Source organism: Streptomyces venezuelae, from assembly GCF_008642315.1.
Classification (GTDB): domain Bacteria; phylum Actinomycetota; class Actinomycetes; order Streptomycetales; family Streptomycetaceae; genus Streptomyces; species Streptomyces venezuelae_D.
Map to the genome: position 1 here is coordinate 1,274,567 of NZ_CP029192.1, position 19,693 is coordinate 1,294,259.

The window sequence follows — 19,693 nt, forward strand, 5'->3', positions numbered from 1 at the left end:
CTTCGCAGCTCCCGCCGCGGACCCGAGGGTCCAGACCCGTTACGCGGAGGCGCGGCGCACCAGTGCCGTCGGCAGCACCACACCGGCGGGCCCGGCGCCGCCCTCCGCACCGGCCGGCCCGCGCTCCGCTCCTCCCCTTCCGCGGAGCAGTATCCCGGCCATCAACCGCCCCATCTCCTCGATGTCCTGACGGACCGTCGTGAGGGGCGGTTCGGTCTGCTCGGCGACCGGGAGCATGTCGTCGAAGCCGACCACCGCCACGTCGTCCGGCACCCTCCGCCCCCGCTCGCGCAGCACCCGCAGGGCGCCGGACGCGGTCAGGTCGTTGGCCGCGAAGACGCCGTCCACATCAGGGGTACGGTCGAGGAGTTCCCGCATCGCGCGCTCCCCGCCTGCCGGGGTGAAGTCACCCTCGACGATCAGCGCGGGGTCGACGTCGGCGAGCGCGTCGCGGTACCCGTCGAGCCGGTCGACCGCCGAGGTCTGGTCGAGGGCGCCGGTGATGTGCGCGATCCGACGGCACCCGAGACCCACCAGATGCCGCACCGCTTCCCGCGCGCCGCCCCGGTTGTCGCAGTCGACGTACGGCGCGTCCGGCCCGTCGCCCGCCGCCTGGGGCCACCCGGGGCGCCCGCCGAAGACGGTCGGCACGCCGGCGCGGCGGATGATGCCGGGCAGCGGGTCGTCCAGGTGCAGCGAGAAGACGAGCGCGCCGTCGACGTGCCCGCCCGCGAGATACCGCCCGACCCGCTCGTGATCGTCCCGCCCCTCGGTGAGCAGCAGCACGAGCTGAACGTCGTGGGCCGTCAACTCCTTGCTGATGCCGCGCAGTTGCAGCGCGAAGAAGGGGTCGGCGAAGACCCGCGTCTCCGGCTCGGCGATGACCACGGCGACCGCGTCGTGGCGCCGCGTGACCAGACTCCGGGCGGCGCGGTTGGGGACGTATCCGAGCTCGTCGACGGCCCGCCGCACCTTCTCCGCGAGCACCTCCCGCACCCCCGGGTCCCCGTTGACGACGCGCGAGACGGTGGCCCTGGAGACCCCCGCACGAGCGGCCACGGCCTCCAGAGTGGGACGCGGTTCCTCGGTCACCTTCGGTCACTCCTCCCTGACGATGTCAGGAGGCATCTTTCCGTATGGGTGGGGGGAGGTGCGCGTGAAGGGTTCGGGGAGAATTCGAGGTCGAGGGCTCGTCGGCCGCGGTCGCGCCTCCTCAAGGCGGAGCCTCGTCGGGCCGATCACGAGGGCATGGAAACTCCTGCCGTCCTCATCACGGACCGTGCCGTGTCCCGCCGCGTGTTCGGCGTCACCGCCGGGCTCCTCGCCGTCGCCCAGCCGCTCTCCGGACTGCTCCCGGCCGCACCGGCCCACGCCGCCACGCCGCACCCGGCGACACCTGTGGACGAGAAGAGGCTGCGGGCCCTGTTCGGATCGGAGAACCGGGCCGTCGCCACGCGCGAGCGGGTGGTCGCGGTGACCTTCAACGCGGCCTGGAACGAAGCGGGCCTCGGTCGAATCCTCGCCGCCCTCGCCCGCCGACGCGCGCCCGCGACGTTCTTCCTGACCGGCGACTTCGCCGACCGGCAGCGGCGGGTGGTGCAGCGGATCGCGGCGGCGGGACACGGCCTGGGAAACCACTCCTACAGCCACCCCTACTTCAAAGACCTGACCGCCGCCGGGCGGCGACGCGAGGTGCGGGCCGCGGACCGGGCCCTGCGCGAGGCCGGTGCGGGGGCAGCCATGACCCCGTTCTTCCGTTTCCCCTACGGCGAGACCGCACCGGCCCACATCAGGGAGGTCAACGGGCTGGGATTCGCCGACATCGAGTTCACCGCCGACACCAACGGGTGGAAGGGCACCCAGGGCGGCATGACGGTGGACCGTGCGGTGCGCAGGGCCGTCGACGCGCTGCGCCCCGGAGCGATCCTCCAGATGCACGTGGGCGCCTCCGAGGGGCGTACGGACGTGCTCGACGCGCAGGCGCTGCCGCGCATCCTCGACGCGATCGACGCCCACGGGTACCGCGTCATCGACCTCCGCGCCCTCCTCACGTCCCCCGCCCCGCGGCGGCCCGGGACCGCGCTGTCGGCGGGCGCCTGACCTGCGTACCCTGCCCCCATGTTCAAGAAGCGGAGAGAGCGCAAGCAGGCCGGGCTCCAGGAGGAGCTGGGCGCCGCCCTGCGGAATCCGGACGCGGCGGTGCGTGCCAGGGCCGCGGTCGAGGCCGCCGAGGAAGCCGATCCGCAGTGGGCGCTCCGGGAACTGGCCGGGGCCGTGGCGCGCGAACCGTGGACGGACGACTTCCACGAGACCGTGGTCGACGGCTTCAGTGCGGCGCTGCGCCGCGACGCCGGGGCGCGGCAGCGCGTGGAGGGGATCGTCGCCGGACACCTGGACGACCCCGAAGGGTTCCTGCGGGCGTGGACCCGCTTCGTCGAGGAGCTCGGCGGGCCGCCGGCCCTGCGCGAGGTGGGCGAGGACATCCAGGACGACATGCGGGAACGTCTCACGTACCTGCGCGGGCAGGGCTGGACTCCGCAGGGCCTCGACAGGCTCGGACGGCCCGGCGACTTCCAGCGCGACCTGGCGTTCGACTTCGCCGTCATCCTGGCGTCCCTCGTCGTGCGCAGGAACGAGCCGCCGAGCGCCGAGGACGCGGAGCGGCTGCTGGGGCGGACGCGCGCTCGGCTCGCGGAGGCGCTGCCCCTGGCGCCCGGCTCCAAGGAGCGCGTCGACATCGTGGTCGACGTCGCCCAGGCCGCCGACGAGGACTCCTGGACGGAGCGCGCCCAGGTCGGCCTCCTCATCGACGAGGCCCTCGCGCTCTGCGCCGACCAGGACCCGGACCGCGGCACCCTCGGCGTCGAGCTGCTCTCCGACCTGCTGCTGTTCAACGACACGCTCCGCTACGGAGCGGTCCGCCGCACCCTGGACCGGCTGGCCGCGGGGAAGCCCGGCCCCCGCGTCCTGGCCGACGTGCTGCGCTGCTACGACGAGCTCCAGACGCACAGGCCCCTGGACGAGCCGCCGTATCCGCTGTTCCTCGAAGCCCTGCGGCACCCCGACGCCGACGTGCGCCAGGCCGCCGTCAGCGGCCTCGACCCGATGGCCGAGGGCTCCCCCGTGGAACGCGAGGCCGTGGACGGGCTCGTCGCCCTCCTCGACCACGACGGGGAGACCGCGGTCCGCGTCGCCGCCGCGAGGACGCTCGCCGGCCTGGACTGCGCCGAGGGACGTACCGCCGGTGCCGTCGCCGACGCGCTGCGGCGGCACGCCGACTCGCCGGTCCCCGCCCTGCGCGCGGTCAGCTTCCGCGACGCACTCGCGCGGAGCGTTCCGGATGCGTACGACCGGCTGCTGCACGAGCTCGAATCCCCCGACGTCCACTGGGGGTTCGTGGCGGCCTGCCTGTTCGCCGCGGAGGACGACGGGTTCCGGCTGCCCGACGACATCCGCCCCCGCGTTCTCGAACGCCTGGAGCGTCTGCGGGCCTCGGGCTGGACCGACCGCTGCGCGGAACCGGACGGCTACCCGGACCCGGACGACCTCGCCGACATGACCGACACCTTGGTGGAACGGCTGCGCGCCGACGCGGACTAGCCGTGGTGGTGGTGCCCTCCGGAGGCCTCGGCCCCGGCCCCGGCTTCCGGTGAGGGCTCCTCGGACGAGGACTTCTTGGGAGAGGACTTCTTGGGAGAGGACTTAGGCGACGACTTCGACGCGCCCGCATGATGCGGCTCGTACTCCGGGATCGTCCCGTCCGCCTTCTTCACCAGGAACAGCCCCGCCATCCCCATGTCCGCGTGGCTCTGGACGTGGCAGTGGTACATCCACGCCCCGGCCCCCACCCCCTCCCCCGCGACGACCTGGAAGCCGAACGAGTCGCCCGGACCGACGATCTTGTCGTCGATGATCCGGCTCGGGTCGTCGGGTCCCGTGAGCAGGCCCGTGCGGTTGTCCGCCCAGTGATGACCGTGCACGTGGAACGTGTGGTAGTACTCGCCGTGCGTGATCGAGACGAACTCGACGCGGTCGCCCACCGTCGCCTCGAACGCGGGTGCGTCGTGGCCCGCCTTGTTGTTGATCGTCATGTCGTTGAACACGACGGTGAACGTCTTGTCGGGCAGCAGATCGCCCTTGCGCCGCACGATCAGCGCGCCGTAGAGCCCCTTGCGGACGCCTCCGGTGCCGTGATCCGTACCGACCACGTGGTCGTGGTAATGCCAGTAGCCCGCCGTGCCGGGGCGCCACGTGCCGTCCTTGCGGCGGCCCGGCGCGTGCGTGCGCCAGGTGTACGTGCGCTTGCCACCCGGCTCCACATGGCTCTTGGTGTGCCGCGTGCCGTCGCTGGAGATCTCGTAGTCCATGCCGTGGACGTGCAGGCTCGCGTCGACGTCCATCGTGTTCTCGAACTCGATGTGCAGCGTGTCGCCTTCGTTCAGCTCGATGAGCGGGCCGGGAACGGACGCCTTGCCCTTCTCCAGGCCGTACCCCATCTGCCCGTCGGGCAGCTTCTCCGCGTACAGCTTGATGCGCTTGACCTCGCCGCCCGCGGGCGCCGACCGCGGCGGCGCCTCGGCCGTCCTCGCATCGGGCGCACCCGCCACCGACAACGACGTCACCCCCGCCGCCGCCGCCGCGCCGCCGATGAGCATCCGACGGTTGAAGCCGCGCCTGTCCAGATCCCGTCGGTTCGATCGGTCCATGACGAACTCCCCACTGCGCTAAGGAGACTGGCGGGACACAGGAGGCCCCGGAGACGGCCACACGGTATCGGCCAGATCTGTGTTTATCCACACGCAGGACAAAGTTGGTGCTATCGCGGTGATACCTATTGGCGAGTCGCGAAAAGAGGTCTAGCTTCGTCGGCGCTGTTGCTGTGACCGACGAGGGGTGGGTGTACTCATGCGGCGCACACCGCATCAAGAGCCCTTGACCGTACGAGGGTTGAGCAGAAATCGACGCAGACCGGAACGCAGGCGCCGGGCCTGGGCGGCCGCGCTGCTGTCCGGCGCCATGGTCACCGGGGCGCTCTCCGCGCAGGCCGCGTCCGCGCGGCCGTACCCGGAACCGCCGATGACAACGATGTCCCTTCCCTCGCCGCCCGGCGGGGCCAACGTCAAGGTCCTGGTGTTCCACGGTTCGGCCGCGGGCGGCGACGAGTCGCCCGTCGTCGACGCCGGGATCGAGGCCATCGAGAAGATCGGGCAGACGGGGCCCGCCGCCCAGCGGTTCAAGATCGTGGCGACGGACGACGCGTCCGTCTTCACCGACGAGCGCAGGCTCGGCAAGTTCAACGCCGTCGCCTTCCTCACCGGCGGTGGCGACGTCCTCGACGCCGAGCAGGAGGCGGGCCTGGAGGCCTACATGGAGGCCGGCGGCGGCTTCCTCGGCATCCACGACGCGGCCCGCGCCGAGCCCTACTCCAGCTGGTTCACCGGCCTGATCGGCGCCCGTCCCGCCGACGCGAGCCCGGCCGGCGTCCAGCGCGCCACCGTCGAGGTCGGCGACCGCGAGCACCCGGCGACCAAGGACCTGCCGCTCCAGTGGAAGCGCCCCGACCGGTGGCTGAACTGGACGAAGAACCCCTCCGGCGACGTCCACACCGTCGCCCGCGTCCGCGAGTCGACGTACCAGCCCGGCGCGGGCAAGAACGGCGCGGACCACCCGGTGTCCTGGTGCCGCGACTACGACGGCGGACGCTCCTTCTACACCGGCATGGGCGGCACGGCGGCCAGCTACGACGAGGCGGACTTCCGCGGTCACCTGCGGGGCGCCCTGCTGTGGACCACCCGTATCGCGCGCGCCGACTGCCAGGCGACGATCAACGCCAACTACAAGGCGGAGCGCCTCACCCAGCCCAACCAGCCGGGCAAGAACGACCAGATCGGCGAGCCGCACGGCCTGGTCACCGCGCCCGACGGCAAGGTCTTCCACATCGGCCGCGGCGGCGCCGACTCCTCGCGGCCCGTCGTCACCGACTGGAACAACCCGGACGTCGGCAAGGGCACGGGCGAGATCCACGTCTACGACCCGGAGACCAAGAAGTCGACGCTCGCGGGCGCGCTGACCGTCTTCGGCAACAAGGGCGGCGGCGACGAGCTCATCAAGGTCGAGGAGGGACTCCTCGGCATCGAGCTCGACCCGAAGTTCGAGCAGAACGGGTGGGTCTACCTGCACTACACGCCCCACTCACGGATCAACCGCGAGACGCACATGGGTGAGCGGTACGTCTCACGGTTCACCTACGACCAGGGCACGGGCAAGCTCGACATGGGCAGCGAGAAGGTGCTCCTGAAGTGGCCGGTGCAGATCCACAGTTGCTGCCACGCGGGCGGCGGCATGGCCTGGGACTCCAAGAACAACCTGTACATCGCGACGGGTGACAACAACTCCTCGGGCTTCTCCGACGGTTACTCGGGCAACAACCCGCAGCCGAACTTCAAGGGCGTCTCGTTCGCCGACGCGCGCCGCACGGCCGGCAACACCAACAACCTCAACGGCAAGATCCTGCGCATCCACCCGGAGGCCGACGGGACCTACACACTGCCCGAGGGCAACCTCTTCACCGGCAAGGAGCCGGACGAGGGCGGCGGCAAGACGCGCGGCGAGATCTACGTGATGGGCGTCAGGAACCCGGCGCGCATCAGCATCGACAAGAAGACGGACACGCTGTACGCGGGCTGGGTCGGCCCGGACGCGGGCGCGCCGTCGACGACGTGGGGCCCGGCGAAGTACGACACGTTCGCGGCGATCACCCACGCCTCCAACCGCGGCTGGCCGTACTGCATGGGCAACAACCAGCCCTACCGCGACCGCAATCTGCCGGACCCGACGAAGCCTCTGGGCTGGTACGACTGCAAGAACCTCAAGAACGAGTCGCCCAACAACGACGGCCTGGTGAACATCCCGCCGGCCGAGCCGAACAACATCTGGTACTCGCCGCAGGGCGGCGGCGTCGACTACCCGCGCGACGCGAAGGGCGTGCCGAGCTACAAGACGGAGGAGCAGAAGATCCTCCTGCCGTGGCTCAAGGGCGGCGGCCAGGCCACGATGAACGGCCCGGTCTACCGCTTCGACGCGGCGAACGCGAGCGCCGACAAGTGGCCCGCCTACTGGGACGGCAAGTGGTTCGTCGGTGACTTCTACGACTCCGACCAGCCGCGGCACGCGGTGGTGACGGATCCGAAGACGGTCGGCAAGGGCGGACTGCCCGTCCACGCCGAGTCGTTGAAGAAGATCATTCCGATCGGCAACGACGGCATCAAGAACCTCATGGACTGGAAGTTCGCGCCGGACGGCTCGCTGTACGTCCTCGACTACGGCCGCGGCTTCTTCACCTCGGACTCCAAGTCGGCGCTGTGGCGCGTGACGTACAAGGGCGGGGCGCCGACACCGGCCGCCGGTGACCTGGCAAGGAAGGCGGGATGATGCGATCTCCGACGCGGCGGGCCACCCGGTCCGCGCAGCAGCGAAGACTGTACACAGCGCTGTTCGCCGCGCTCCTGATGGTGCTCGGCCTGACGTCGACGGCGGCGGTCGCCCGCCCCGACAGTCCCGGCATCGCCGCGGCACAGACCCTCACCTGGACCGCCGACAACGACATCGCCAAGTACAAGTCGGCGCCGACCACGGCGGTGGCGGGCCCGACGACGATCGTGTTCGAGAACAGCGAGGCGACCGGCAACACGACCGGTATGCCGCACACGCTGACGTTCGACACCTCCGACCCGGAGTACAACTCCGACGTCACCCTCAACATCCTCGCCAACCCCAATGACGACATGGGCGGCAAGCACACCGCCGAGGTGACGCTCACCCCGGGCCGCTACCGCTACCACTGCACCATCCCCGGCCACGGTTCGATGCAGGGCGTCCTGGTCGTGACCGAGGGCGGCGGCGAGGACACGACGGCGCCGGAGGCCGCGGCGAAGGTCGAGGGGAGCACGAACGCCGACGGGGCGTACGTCGGTTCGGCGACGGTGGCCGTGACGGCGACGGACGAGGGTTCGGGCGTCGACAAGGTCGAGTACGCGGTGGGGGCGGACGGCGCCTGGCAGCCGTACACCGCGCCCGTGGTCGTCGATCAGGTCGGCACCCACAAGATCCGCTACCGGGCCACCGACAAGGCGGGCAACGTGTCCGCGGAGAAGGCGGCCGACTTCGAGGTCGTCGCGCCGCCGACGGACGACAAGACGCCCCCGGAGACGTCGGCCACGGTGACCGGCGAGAAGAACGACCAGGGGCAGTACGTCGGGATGGCGACGGTCACGGTGACCGCGTCCGACACCGGTTCCGGCGTCAACAAGATCGAGTACGCGATCGGTGACGGCGCCTGGACGGCGTACACCGCGCCGGTCATGGTCCACGAGGCGGGCGCGCACAAGGTCCGCTACCGCGCCTCGGACAAGGCGGGCAACCAGGCGCCCGAGAAGGCCGTCGAGTTCACCGTCGTCGCGCCGCCCGTCGAGGACAAGACGCCGCCGGAGACCGCCGCGAAGGTCGAGGGCGACAAGAACGCGGACGGCGCGTACGTCGGCAAGGCGAAGGTGACGGTCACCGCGACCGACGCCGACTCCGGTGTCGACAAGGTCGAGTACTCGCTCGACGGCGGCCCCTACCTCGCGTACGCCGACCCGGTCGTCGTCGACCGCGTGGGCCGGCACACGGTGGCCTACCGCGCGAGCGACAAGGCGGGCAACGTCTCGGAGGCCGAGGACGTCTCGTTCACCGTCGCCAAGGGCGGCGGGGTTCCGTCCCCCAACTGCCCCGAGTACGACGAGCGGTTGACGGTGTTCGTGGGCACGGTCGACACGGGCATCCCCAACCGCGTCACGAACAACCGCTGCCGCGTGGGCGAGCTGATCGAGGACGAGAAGGAGTGGACCTCGCACGCGCTCTTCCTGAAGCACGTCAAGGGCGTGACGGACAAGCTCCGAGCGGCGGGTGAGATCGACAAGCGCGAGTACAACAAGATCAACAAGGCCGCCAAGGAGTCCGGCATCGGCAAGCCCGGCCAGACCGAGGGCTACCGCAAGATCTTCGACGGCACCCAGGCGTCCCTGGACAGGTGGGAGCAGGTCGGGGGCGGCAAGTTCGGCCTGAACGCGGACGGTTCGATCACCAGCAGCACCACTGTCGAGGGCATGGGCATGCTGTGGTTCCCGCAGCGCAAGTACGGGGACTTCTCGCTGAAGCTCCAGTGGCGGGACGACGCACCGGGCAACGGCAACGCCAACGGCGGTGTCTTCGTGCGCTTCCCGCAGGTCCACGACCACCCGGAGGAGTCGCGTCCGGAGTGGGTCGCCATCAAGTACGGCCACGAGATCCAGGCACTGGACCGGCCTGACGGCGACATGTACAAGACCGGCTCGATCTACGGCTTCGACCGGGTGGGCCTGGCCGGCGCGGGCGTCACGCCCAAGGGCACGTGGAACGACTACGAGATCAAGGTGGTGGACCAGCACTACTCGGTCTACCGCAACGGCGTCCTGATCAACGAGTTCGACAACACGGGCGGCCAGGAGTTCACGCCCCCGCGCGGCGACGACCCGGGCACGGACGGACGGCGCTACTCGTCCGGCTACGTCGGGGTGCAGGTGCACGGGGTCACTGACGTGATCTCGTACCGCGACATCCGGATCAAGGAGCTCTAGCCCCGGGTCCCGCCCTGTCGTGTCGGCGCCCCCGTCCCGCCCGGGACGGGGGCGCCGCTACTCCTCGTGCTTCGCGCGGCTCGGCTGCACCCGCTTCGGCTCGCCCGGCATCTTCGGGTACTCCGGCGGATACGGCAGGTCGCCGAGGCCGTGGTCCCGCTCGTCCTGATCGGCCAGGGCGAGGAGCGCCTCCAGCGAGTGCCGGTGCTCGTCCATGCCCGCGTGGACGTCGCCGACTTCGGCGAAGCGGCCCGGCATGGTGGCGAGGTCGAAGTCCTCGGGACGGGCGTCCTCGACCTCGTCCCACCGCAGGGGCGCCGACACGGGGGCGTGCGGGCGGGCCCGGAGCGAGTAGGCGGAGGCGATCGTGCGGTCCCTGGCCGTCTGGTTGTAGTCGACGAAGATCCGCTCGCCCCGCTCCTCCTTCCACCACGCCGTCGTGACGGCGTCCGGCATCCGCCGTTCCAGCTCCCGGCCGACGGCGATGGCCGCCCTGCGCACCTGCGTGAAGGTCCAGCGCGGCTCGATGGGCACGAAGACGTGCAGGCCGCGCCCGCCGGACGTCTTGGGCCAGCCTTCAAGTCCGCCGAACTCGTCGAGCAGCGAACGGAGTTCGTGGGCGGCGCGGACCGCGTCCGTGTAGTCGGTGCCGGGTTGCGGATCGAGGTCGATGCGGAGTTCGTCGGGGTGGTCGAGGTCGTCGCCGCGCACGGGCCAGGGGTGGAAGGTGAGGGTGTTGTACTGGGCCGCCCAGATGACGGCGGCCACCTCCGTCGGGCACATCTCGTCGGCGGTGCGGCCGCTGGGGAAGGCGATGGTGGCGGTGGGGATCCAGTCGGGGTGGTTCTTCGGGGCGCGCTTCTGGTAGAAGAACTCGCCGGCCGCCCCTTCCGGGTAGCGCTGCAGGGTGGTGGGGCGGTCGCGGAGGGCGCGGAGGATGCCGGGGCCGACGGCCACGAAGTACCGGGCGACGTCGAGCTTGGTGAAGCCGCGCTCAGGGAAGACCACCCGGTCCGGGCTGGAGAGACGCACCGTCCGCTCCCCCGTGTCGATGTCCACGGCCGCGCTCTTGCCCTTGGCTGCACCCATGCGAGCCACGCTAAGCGTCCCGGACATTCGCCGCACATCGGGCGATACGGCCTGCCGCGGGCACAAGGGCCGTCGACCGGAGGCCTTTGGTCATCACCAGTCGGGTCCTCCGGCGGGGAGTCCGCGGGGCCGGGTGACAAAGACTGAACCTCCGGCAACCTACGGAACCGTAGGTTGCTGGAATCGTGAGTCGTGGAGCCGGAGCAGCGAGGTGGCGCGGAATGCCGATGGTCATGAGGGGCGGAGCACTGCCCGAGGTCATCCAGGGCGGGATGGGCGTCGGCGTCTCCGGCTGGCGGCTGGCCCGCGCCGTCAGCTCCGCGGGGCAGCTCGGCGTCGTGTCGGGCACGGCGCTCGACGCCCTCCTGACCCGCCGGCTCCAGCTCGGCGACCCGGGCGGTGACGTGCGCCGCGCCCTCGCGGCCTTCCCCGTACCGGAGTTGGCGGCCGCGGTCGTGGACCGCTTCCACGTGGCGGGCGGTGTCGCGGCGGGAGAGCGCCTCCGCGCGCAGCCGATGCTCCGGGTCGAGCGCGGGGAGCAGGCGGAACTGCTCACGGTGCTAGGGAACTTCGTGGAGGTGTGGCTCGCCAAGGAGGGGCACGGGGGCCCGGTCGGGATCAACTACCTGGAGAAGGTCCAGCTGGGCCTCGCACCCGGCATGTTCGGGGCGATCCTCGCCGGGGTGGACTGTGTCCTGGTGGGCGCGGGCGTCCCGGGGTACGTGCCCGAGCTGGCGCGGCGGCTCGCGCGGCGGGAACCGGTGACCGTGCGGGTCCGGTTCGACGGCGGCGAGGAGGACTACGACCATCGCTTCGACCCGGTGGCGCTGCTGGGGCGGACGGGGTTCGGGTCGGGTGCGGGAACGCGGTTCGGGTCGGGTGCGGGTCCGGGACGTCCCGCCGCGCCCCTGCGCCGCCCCGACGTGCTGGCCATCGTCTCGCTGCCGCTCCTGGCCTCGTACCTGGCCCGCGACGAAGCCACGACACCCGACGGATTCGTGATCGAGACCCATGGCGCGGGCGGCCACAGCGCACCGCCCCGCGGCGTCCTGCGGCTCGACGCCCAGGGAGACCCGGTCTACGGCCCGCGCGACCACCCCGATCTCGCGAAGATGGCGGGGATCGGCGTTCCCTTCTGGCTCGCCGGAGGCGCCGCCCACCCCGAACGGCTCGCGGCGGCGCGGGCCATGGGTGCGGCCGGTGTCCAGGTCGGCAGCGCGTTCGCGCTGTGCGAGGAGTCGGGCCTTGTGCCCGGGCTCCGCGAGTCGCTGCGGACGCGGGCCCGCACCGGGACGCTGCGGGTGCGCAACGATCCGAAGGCGTCCCCCACGGGCTTCCCCTTCAAGGTCGCCGAGCTGCCGGGCACGCTGTCCGACCCCGCGATCCGCGCGGCGCGGCGCCGCGTGTGCGACCTGGGCTATCTGCGCGTCCCCCACCGCACCGCCAAAGGCACCGTCGGCTACCGCTGCCCCGCCGAACCGGAGGCCGCCTACTCCCGCAAGGGCGGCGCGGTCCCCGACACGGAGGGCCGCCTCTGCCTGTGCAACGGTCTCCTGGCCGCCGTCGGACTCGGCCAGCGCCACCCCGCCGGACGCGACGAGCCACCGGCCGTCACCCTGGGCCAGGACCTGGACTTCCTGACGGACCTGAGCCCGGACGGCGACCCCTACCGGGCAGTCGATGTGGTGGAGTGGCTGACGGGCGCACGCACCGCCCGGGGGCCGATTTCGCAGGTGGTCCCGCCTTCGGCAGGATGGGGGCCATGACCGAGATCCGCACCCCCCGCCTCCTCCTGCGCCGCTGGCACGACAACGACCTCGCACCCATGGCGGACATCAACGCGGACCCGCGGGTCATGCGCTGGGTCGAGGGCGGCCCCGTGCACGACCTGGACGGCACCGCGGAGGACATCGAGCGGTGGGAGGAGGAGTGGGACGACGAGGGCTTCGGGCTGTTCGCCGTCGAGCTCCTCGCCTCCGGCGAGCTCGCCGGTTTCACGGGCCTCTCCGTCCCCGAGTTCCTGCCCGAGGTGCTGCCGGCCGTCGCCATCAGCTGGCGGCTCGGTGCCCAGTTCTGGGGCCAGGGGTACGCCTCCGAGGCCGCGCAGGCCACGCTGGAGTTCGCTCTCCAGGACCGCGGCCTCGACCGCGTGATCAGCATCGACCGGGTCGGCAACCAGGCCTCCGCCAACGTCGTACGCAAGCTCGGCATGACCCTGGACCGCGAGACCACGCACCCGGCCTCCGGCCACCCGCTGCGGGTCCACTCCATCGACCTCACGGAGTACGAGGCCTGAGGGCCGCGAGGTCAGGCACGGAGGCGAGCTCAGGCACGGTCGCCCGGGTCAGGCACGGACACGACCTGCGAGGCTCCGTTCGATCCGCCCGCGCAGCCGGGCAGAGGCTCCCCGCAGCCCCGCGAGCTGCCGGACCTCCTCCGCGGCGAGCTCCGGCCGCTCCGCCAGCGCGAGCGCAGCGGCGTAGGGCCGCTCCCCCTCGGCGAGCTTGACCGCCACGGCGTCCCGGACGGCACGCAGCACGGCGCGGTCGGCGCGGGGATGCACCGCCAGCAGGCACAGGAGCCTGTTGTCGTTCCAGCCGCTGTCCCCCGCGGTGCTCAGCTCCAGCAGGGTGTCGGGCGCCGTGGCGGGATTGGCGGCCAACGCCTGCCACACGAAGGGGTACGGGCACTGCGCCAGCCGGTGCAGGACGGCGGTGTCGTCCGCGGCACGGGCCAGGGCGAGGTGGTCGGCGGGCGTGGGCACGGACAGGGCACCTCAGGTGATCAGTTCCAGTAGTACGCCTCCATCGTGCGCACTCCCGCTGAACAGGCGGTCTCCGGGGGTGCCGCCTAGATTTGAATCATGGATCTGCCGGTCATGCCGCCCGTGAAGCCCATGCTCGCCAAGCCCGTGAAGAAGATCCCGCCGGGCATGCAGTACGAGGCCAAGTGGGACGGGTTCCGCGCGATCGTCTTCCGTGACGGGGACGAGCTCGAACTCGGCAGCCGCACCGGCAAGCCCCTGACGCGCTACTTCCCGGAGCTGGTGGCCGCGTTGCGCGAGCGGCTTCCGGAGCGGTGCGTGCTGGACGGCGAGATCGTGATCGCCAAGGAGGGGCGCCTCGACTTCGACGCGCTCACGGAGCGCATCCACCCCGCCGCGTCCCGCGTGGCCACGCTGGCCGAGCGCACCCCCGCCTCCTTCGTGGCGTTCGACCTCCTCGCCCTGTCCGATGAGGCGCTCCTCGACGCGCCCATGGCCGACAGGCGCGCCCTGCTGGTGAAGGCCCTGTCCGGCGTCACGGCGCCCGTGCACCTCGCGCCGGCGACGACGGACCCCGACGTGGCCCAGGTCTGGTTCGAGCAGTTCGAGGGCGCGGGCCTGGACGGTGTCATCGCCAAGCCCCTGGACCTGCGCTACCGCCAGAACGAACGCCTCATGTTCAAGATCAAGCACGAGCGCACGGCGGACTGCGTGGTCGCGGGCTACCGCTTCCACAAGAGCGGGCCCATCGTCGGCTCGCTGCTCCTCGGGCTCTACGACGACGGGGGCGCCCTGCAGCACGTGGGCGTGTGCGCGGCGTTCCCGATGAAGCGCCGTGCCGAGCTCATCGAGGAGCTGGAGCCGCTGCGCATGACGTCGGCGGCCGGTCACCCTTGGTCGTCCTGGACGGACGAGACGGCCCACGAGACGGCCCGTATGCCCGGCGCCCCGAGCCGCTGGACGGGGAAGAAGGACCTGTCCTGGGTGCCGCTGCGGCCGGAGCGGGTCTGCGAGGTGGCGTACGACCACATGGAGAACGGGCAGCGCTTCCGCCACACGGCCGCCTTCCGCAGGTGGCGCGCGGACCGCACCCCGGAGAGCTGTACGTACGCCCAGCTGGAGCAGCCGGTGCGGCACGCCCTCGACGACGTGCTGGGCGCGACGGACTGAGTGTCGGGTCCGTCCCCGGACCGCGCCCGCACGCACCCGCACCGGTTCCCGAGGCCGCGCACCCGCCCCGATCACGCCAACGACTCCGATCACGCCATTGTTCTCTTCGGCACCCTCGTATCTTCCGCCCCTTGGGCCCTGACCGTATGCTCCTGCGCCTGACACGTCAGTTACCGACGGTAATGGGGGCGGGCATGGGGCACAGTCGTGCCGAGGCGAGCACGGTGGGAAGCGCGGCGCAGAGAGCGGCGGGGAGCACGCGGCGGGGGTTCGTCGCCGGGGCCGCGGCGGTCGGCGGGGCGGCCGCACTGGGAGTCGGGGCGGGAGCGCTGCCCGCGGCGGCGGCCGCGCCGGGCGCCGCGGACGCGCCGCGGGCGAAACAGACCGTGGCGGTCCTCGGCGGCGGCGTCGCAGGACTCACGGCGGCCCACGAACTGGCGGAGCGCGGCTTCGCGGTCACGGTCTACGAGCGCAGGGCGCTCGGCGGCAAGGCCCGCAGCATGGACGTACCGGACAGCGCGAAGGGCAACCGCAAGCCGCTGCCCGGCGAGCACGGCTTCCGTTTCATCCCCGGCATCTACCACAACCTGCCGGACACGATGCGCCGCATCCCGTTCCCCGGGAACGCCAACGGCGTGTGGGACAACCTGATCGCACCCCGCGAGATGTCGTTCGCGCGCACCGGCCGCGAGGACATCAGGATGCCGATCCCGTGGCCGGGGCACGAGCCGGAGAGGCTGACGCTCGACGACATCCGGCGGGCGCTCACCGCGCTGGTCGACACCGCGGCCAACCTGCCGGCCCACGAGGCCGCGTACTTCGTGAACCGCGCCCTCGTCTTCTTCACCAGCTGCGACGAACGCCGGGACGACACCTGGGAGTCGACGCCCTGGTGGGAGTTCACCCGTGCCGAGCGGATGTCCAAGGACTACCAGCGCATCCTCGTGATCGGCGTGACCCGCAACATCGTGGCGACCAAGGCCGAGGAGGCCAGCACCCGCACCGTCGGCACGCTCGGCGAGGCGTTCGTCCTCAACGCGCTCGGGCAGGGCGCGGACGGCCCGCCCGACCGCATCCTGAACGCGCCGACCAACGAGGCGTGGATCGACCCGTGGGTCACCCACCTCAAGTCCCTCGGCGTGGAGTTCCGCGTCGGCTGGACCGTGCGGGAGCTGGGCTTCGGCGAAGGACGCGTCACGAAGACCGTCGTCGAGGACCCCGACGGCGTACGACGCGACATCACCGCCGACCACTACGTCCAGGCCATGCCGGTCGAGCACGCACGCCGCACGTGGAGCGCCGCGCTGAAGGCGGCCGACCCGCAACTGGCGCGCTGCGACAAGCTGGAGACGGACTGGATGACGGGCATCCAGTTCTATCTGACGGAGCGCCCGGCCGTCGTGAAGGGGCACTTCAACCTGATCGACTCGCCGTGGTCCCTGACCGGCATCGCCCAGGCGGGGCACTGGCCCGAGCGGGACTTCCCTGCCGACTACGGCGACGGCGTCGCGGTCGAGTGCCTGTCGGTCGACATCTCCGAGTGGGACAAGCCGGGGATCCTGTACGGCAAGACGGCAAAGCAGTGCACCCGCGACGAGGTCGCGAAGGAGGTGTGGGCGCAGCTCAAGGCCGCCCTCAACGACACCGGCAAGACGGTCCTCAGCGACAGCAAGCTGCACTCGTGGTTCCTCGACCCGGGCGTGGACGGCCTCGGCACACCGAACCCGACCAACGAGGACCAGCTCCTGATCCACCCCGTGGGCACCTTCCACAACCGTCCGTCGGCCGCCACGAAGATCCCGAACCTCTTCCTGTCGGGCGACTACGTCTCCGTGGACATCGACCTCGCGACGATGGAGGGCGCCAACGCGTCGGCCCGCCAGGCCGTCAACGCCCTGCTGAAGCAGGCGGGTTCGGCGCACGAGCCGTGCACGGTGACACCGCTGTACCGCGTCCCCGCGATCGAGGCGCTCAAGCGGATCGACCGCACCCGCTACCGGCTCGGGCTGCGCAACGCCCTCGATCTGGGCTGACAGGCCGTCCCGAGGGGCTGCGATTCCGGCCGCATTCGGGGTAGGACTTCCCCCATGAGGCGGCGGACGCGGACGCGTACACGGATCGGGACCGGAACCGGGGCGGCGGTGGCGCTCGTCCTCGCCGCCCTGGTCTCCGGCTGCACGATCGAGCCCGCCGACGGGAAGCGTCCGTCGGCGGGCGAAGGCGGCGACGTACTGGCCGTGAAGATCGACAACGTCGCACCGGCACGCCCGCAGACCGGCCTGGACTCCGCGGACGTCGTCTACGTGGAACAGGTGGAGGCGGGACTCAGCCGCCTCATGGCGGTCTACGCCTCCCATCTGCCGCCCGTCGTCGGCCCCGTGCGCAGCGCGCGCGAGACGGACCTCGAACTCCTGCGGCAGTACGACCGCCCCGCGCTCGCGTTCTCCGGGGCGCAGTCCAAACTCCTGCCCCTGATCGACGGCGCACCCGTCCGGGCGCTGCCGCCGGGCAAGGCCCCCGGCGGCGCGTACTACCGGGGCGGCGGCAAGCCCGCGCCGCACAATCTCTTCGTACGCCCGGACGCCCTCAAGGTGGACCCGCGCGAGGGCGCCCTGGCGGACGCGGGATTCCGGTTCGGTCCCCGCCCGAAGGGCGGCACTCCGCAGACACGGCGGACGGTCCGCTTCCCAGCGGCGCGCTTCACCTTCGACTGGGTGGAGTACGAGGGGCGCTGGCGCGTCGCGATGGACGGCACACGGGCACGGACGTCCGGCGGCAAGGAACTCGCCCCCTCGACGGTCGTCGTGCAGTACGTGAAGGTACGGTCCTCGCGCTTCCACGACCGCGCGGGCAGCGTCTCCCCGTTCACCGAGACGGTCGGCGAGGGCTCGGCGAGCGTGCTGCGGGACGGGCGCGCCTACAAGGCGCGATGGCAGCGCCCGACGGCCTCGGACGGCACCGAGTTCACGACGGACGACGGGAGGCGACTGCCGTTCGCGAAGGGGCAGGTGTGGGTGGTGTACGCGAAGGCGTGACCGCCCCGGCGGGGTCGCGCAGGCTCTCCGCGGCGTCCGCGACCCGCTGGATCAGGTCGAGGAACACGGACTGCTCCTCGGTGGAGAGGGGGGCGAGGAGGACCTCGTTCATCCGGGCGGTCCGTGCGGTCAGCGTGCGGTGCGTGCGCCGTCCGCCGTCCGTGACGCGCAGCAGGCAGCGCCGGCCGTCCCGCGGATCGCGCAGCTTGGCGAGCAGCTCCCGGCGGGTGAGCCGGGCGACGACCTCGGCGATGGTGGACCGGTCGAGGCCCACTCGCTCCCCCACCGTCCGCTGGTCGAGGCCGGGTTCGGCGACGAGAGCGTTGAGGACGGCGTACTGCGGCGACGTGATCTCCTCGGACACCATCGTGTTCCACATGAGGTGGTGCGCCTGCTGCAGCCGCCGGGCCAGATGCCCGGGGTGGGTGGCGAGGTCCACGGCCTCCACTCCGACTCCCTCTGCTCGACTTGTGCCTCTTGCACGGTAGTTGGGGCCACCCTATCCTCGCCGAAATAGTCAGTGCCCTGAGCATTGTGGTCACGGAGGCTGCGGATGGACAAGGTGGTGGCGACGGCCGCCGAGGCGGTGGCCGACGTCCGGGACGGGGTGTCGGTCGCGGTCGGCGGTTTCGGGCTGAGCGGCGTGCCGAACGAGCTGATCCGCGCGCTGCACGCCTCGGGCGTCCGCGGTCTGCACGTCGTGTCCAACAACTGCGGCGCGCTGGACTCGGGCCTCGCGGTGCTCCTCGCGGCGGGCCGGATCGCCCGCGTGACCGGCTCCTACATCGGCGCCAACAAGGAGTTCGCGCACCAGTACCTCGGCGGCGAGCTGGAGGTCGAGTTGATCCCGCAGGGCACGCTCGCCGAGCGGCTGCGCGCGGGCGGCGCGGGCATCCCCGCCTTCTACACCCCGGCGGGCGTGGGCACCCAGGTCGCCGAGGGCGGTCTTCCGCTGCGCCACGACGGGCAGGGCGGGGTCGCGCTCGCGTCCCCGGCCAAGGAGGTGCGGGAGTTCGACGGCACGCCGTACGTCCTGGAGCGCGCGATCCGCACCGACTTCGCGCTGGTCCGCGCGGCCAGGGGCGACCGGCACGGCAACCTCGTCTTCCACGGGTCCGCCCGCAACTTCAATCCCCTGGCGGCGATGGCCGGACGCGTGACGGTCGCGGAGGTCGAGGAGCTGGTGGAGCCGGGCGGCATCGACCCGGACGCGGTGCACCTGCCCGGGATCTTCGTACGCCGGGTGGTACCGCTCACCCCCGAGCAGGCGGCGGACAAGCGGATCGAGAAACGGACGGTGCGCGGCTGATGGCGTGGACCCGGGAGGAGATGGCCGCCCGCGCGGCGCGCGAACTCCGCGACGGCCAGTACGTGAACCTCGGCATCGGTCTGCCCACGCTGATCCCCGGCCTGCTGCCGCCGGGCGTGGAGGTCTTCCTGGAGTCGGAGAACGGCATCCTCGGCGTGGGCCCCTCCCCCACGGAGGCGGAGGTCGACCCCGATCTGATCAACGCGGGCAAGGAGACCGTGACCGTGCTGCCGGGCGCCTCCTTCTTCGACTCGGCGCTCTCCTTCGGGATGATCCGCGGCGGGCACATCGACGTCGCCGTGCTGGGCGCGATGCAGGTCTCCGCGCGCGGGGACCTCGCCAACTGGGCGGTCCCCGGCCGGATGATCACGGGGATCGGCGGGGCGATGGACCTCGTGCACGGCGCCCGCACGGTCATCGTCCTGATGACCCACACGGCCAAGGACGGCTCCCCGAAGATCGTCGGGGAGTGCACGCTGCCGCTCACCGGCAAGGCCTGCGTCGACCGGATCGTCACCGACCTCGGTGTCCTGGAGGTGACGGGGCGCGGGCTCGAACTCGTCGAGACGGCGCCGGGAGTCACGGCCGGGGAGATCGCGTCGAGGACGGCGGCGGAGGTCCACGTGGCGCAGCGCTGACCGGTCCGAGAACGTCACTTCGTCGTACGGAG

The 19,693-nt window shown here is 71.9% G+C and carries 16 protein-coding genes; 11 read left to right on the forward strand and 5 right to left on the reverse strand.

Translation table 11 applies throughout. From position 1 onward, the window contains the following. Nucleotides 1-39 precede the first annotated feature (39 nt). On the reverse strand, nt 40-1,092 hold the full coding sequence (locus tag DEJ48_RS05245; RefSeq protein ID WP_150214900.1) for a LacI family DNA-binding transcriptional regulator: 1,053 nt from the start codon (nt 1,090-1,092) through the stop codon (nt 40-42). Between the two features lie 156 nt (nt 1,093-1,248). On the opposite strand from DEJ48_RS05245, the gene DEJ48_RS05250 reads away from it, so the two are divergent. Together DEJ48_RS05250 and DEJ48_RS05255 are read left to right on the forward strand one after the other, a co-directional pair. Beyond that, on the forward strand, nt 1,249-2,100 hold the full coding sequence (locus DEJ48_RS05250; protein WP_150214902.1) for a polysaccharide deacetylase family protein: 852 nt from the start codon (nt 1,249-1,251) through the stop codon (nt 2,098-2,100). 18 nt (nt 2,101-2,118) lie between these two features. Continuing rightward, on the forward strand, nt 2,119-3,600 hold the full coding sequence (locus DEJ48_RS05255; RefSeq protein WP_150214904.1) for a HEAT repeat domain-containing protein: 1,482 nt from the start codon (nt 2,119-2,121) through the stop codon (nt 3,598-3,600). Here the strand turns inward: DEJ48_RS05255 and DEJ48_RS05260 are convergent. Next, on the reverse strand, nt 3,597-4,682 hold the full coding sequence (locus DEJ48_RS05260; RefSeq protein ID WP_150220975.1) for a multicopper oxidase domain-containing protein: 1,086 nt from the start codon (nt 4,680-4,682) through the stop codon (nt 3,597-3,599). The genes DEJ48_RS05255 and DEJ48_RS05260 overlap by 4 nt on opposite strands. Before the next feature lie 223 nt (nt 4,683-4,905). Between DEJ48_RS05260 and DEJ48_RS05265 the strand changes: the two genes are divergently transcribed. Both DEJ48_RS05265 and DEJ48_RS05270 read left to right on the forward strand, forming a co-directional pair. Then, the gene (locus tag DEJ48_RS05265; RefSeq protein ID WP_150214905.1) at nt 4,906-7,431 is read left to right on the forward strand and encodes a ThuA domain-containing protein; all 2,526 of its coding nucleotides are present in this window, start codon (nt 4,906-4,908) and stop codon (nt 7,429-7,431) included. Continuing rightward, a complete protein-coding gene (locus DEJ48_RS05270; protein WP_150220976.1) occupies nt 7,431-9,656 on the forward strand; it encodes an OmpL47-type beta-barrel domain-containing protein in 2,226 nt (741 codons plus the stop codon). The genes DEJ48_RS05265 and DEJ48_RS05270 overlap by 1 nt, the downstream gene beginning before the upstream one ends. 57 nt (nt 9,657-9,713) lie before the next feature. On the opposite strand, the gene ligD is transcribed toward DEJ48_RS05270, so the two are convergent. Then, nucleotides 9,714-10,745, reverse strand: a complete 1,032-nt coding sequence (gene ligD / locus DEJ48_RS05275; RefSeq protein ID WP_150214907.1) for a non-homologous end-joining DNA ligase — start codon at nt 10,743-10,745, stop codon at nt 9,714-9,716. Nucleotides 10,746-10,966: 221 nt separating this feature from the next. Between ligD and DEJ48_RS05280 the strand changes: the two genes are divergently transcribed. Further along, nucleotides 10,967-12,511, forward strand: coding sequence for a nitronate monooxygenase (locus DEJ48_RS05280; protein ID WP_223831906.1), 1,545 nt, complete (start codon nt 10,967-10,969; stop codon nt 12,509-12,511). Further along, nucleotides 12,508-13,041 carry a GNAT family N-acetyltransferase gene (locus DEJ48_RS05285; RefSeq protein WP_150214909.1) on the forward strand — a complete coding sequence of 178 codons (534 nt, stop codon included), beginning with the start codon at nt 12,508-12,510 and terminating at the stop codon, nt 13,039-13,041. The genes DEJ48_RS05280 and DEJ48_RS05285 overlap by 4 nt, the downstream gene beginning before the upstream one ends. Nucleotides 13,042-13,089: 48 nt before the next feature. Here DEJ48_RS05285 and DEJ48_RS05290 read toward each other — a convergent pair whose 3' ends face one another. Next, entirely contained in the window at nt 13,090-13,509 is a 420-nt protein-coding gene (locus tag DEJ48_RS05290) for a hypothetical protein (protein ID WP_150214911.1), read from the reverse strand. 99 nt (nt 13,510-13,608) lie between these two features. On the opposite strand from DEJ48_RS05290, the gene DEJ48_RS05295 reads away from it, so the two are divergent. The 3 genes from DEJ48_RS05295 (at nt 13,609) to DEJ48_RS05305 (ending at nt 17,714) form a co-directional block, all read left to right on the forward strand. Continuing rightward, entirely contained in the window at nt 13,609-14,679 is a 1,071-nt protein-coding gene (locus tag DEJ48_RS05295) for an ATP-dependent DNA ligase (RefSeq protein ID WP_150214913.1), read from the forward strand. Nucleotides 14,680-14,873: 194 nt separating this feature from the next. Then, nucleotides 14,874-16,712, forward strand: coding sequence for an FAD-dependent oxidoreductase (locus DEJ48_RS05300; protein ID WP_150214915.1), 1,839 nt, complete (start codon nt 14,874-14,876; stop codon nt 16,710-16,712). A 54-nt stretch (nt 16,713-16,766) separates the two neighbouring features. Then, nucleotides 16,767-17,714 carry a DUF3048 domain-containing protein gene (locus tag DEJ48_RS05305; protein ID WP_150214917.1) on the forward strand — a complete coding sequence of 316 codons (948 nt, stop codon included), beginning with the start codon at nt 16,767-16,769 and terminating at the stop codon, nt 17,712-17,714. Here DEJ48_RS05305 and DEJ48_RS05310 read toward each other — a convergent pair. After that, nucleotides 17,644-18,162: a MarR family winged helix-turn-helix transcriptional regulator gene (locus DEJ48_RS05310; protein WP_150214918.1), complete on the reverse strand. Its 519-nt coding sequence runs from the start codon at nt 18,160-18,162 to the stop codon at nt 17,644-17,646. The two genes, DEJ48_RS05305 and DEJ48_RS05310, sit on opposite strands and share 71 nt — an antisense overlap. A 105-nt stretch (nt 18,163-18,267) precedes the next feature. Between DEJ48_RS05310 and DEJ48_RS05315 the strand changes: the two genes are divergently transcribed. After that, nucleotides 18,268-19,023, forward strand: a complete 756-nt coding sequence (locus DEJ48_RS05315; protein WP_150214920.1) for a CoA transferase subunit A — start codon at nt 18,268-18,270, stop codon at nt 19,021-19,023. Next, the gene (locus DEJ48_RS05320) at nt 19,023-19,661 is read left to right on the forward strand and encodes a CoA transferase subunit B (protein ID WP_150214922.1); all 639 of its coding nucleotides are present in this window, start codon (nt 19,023-19,025) and stop codon (nt 19,659-19,661) included. Before DEJ48_RS05315 ends, DEJ48_RS05320 begins: the two co-directional genes overlap by 1 nt. The last annotated feature ends 32 nt before the right edge of the window (nt 19,662-19,693 follow it).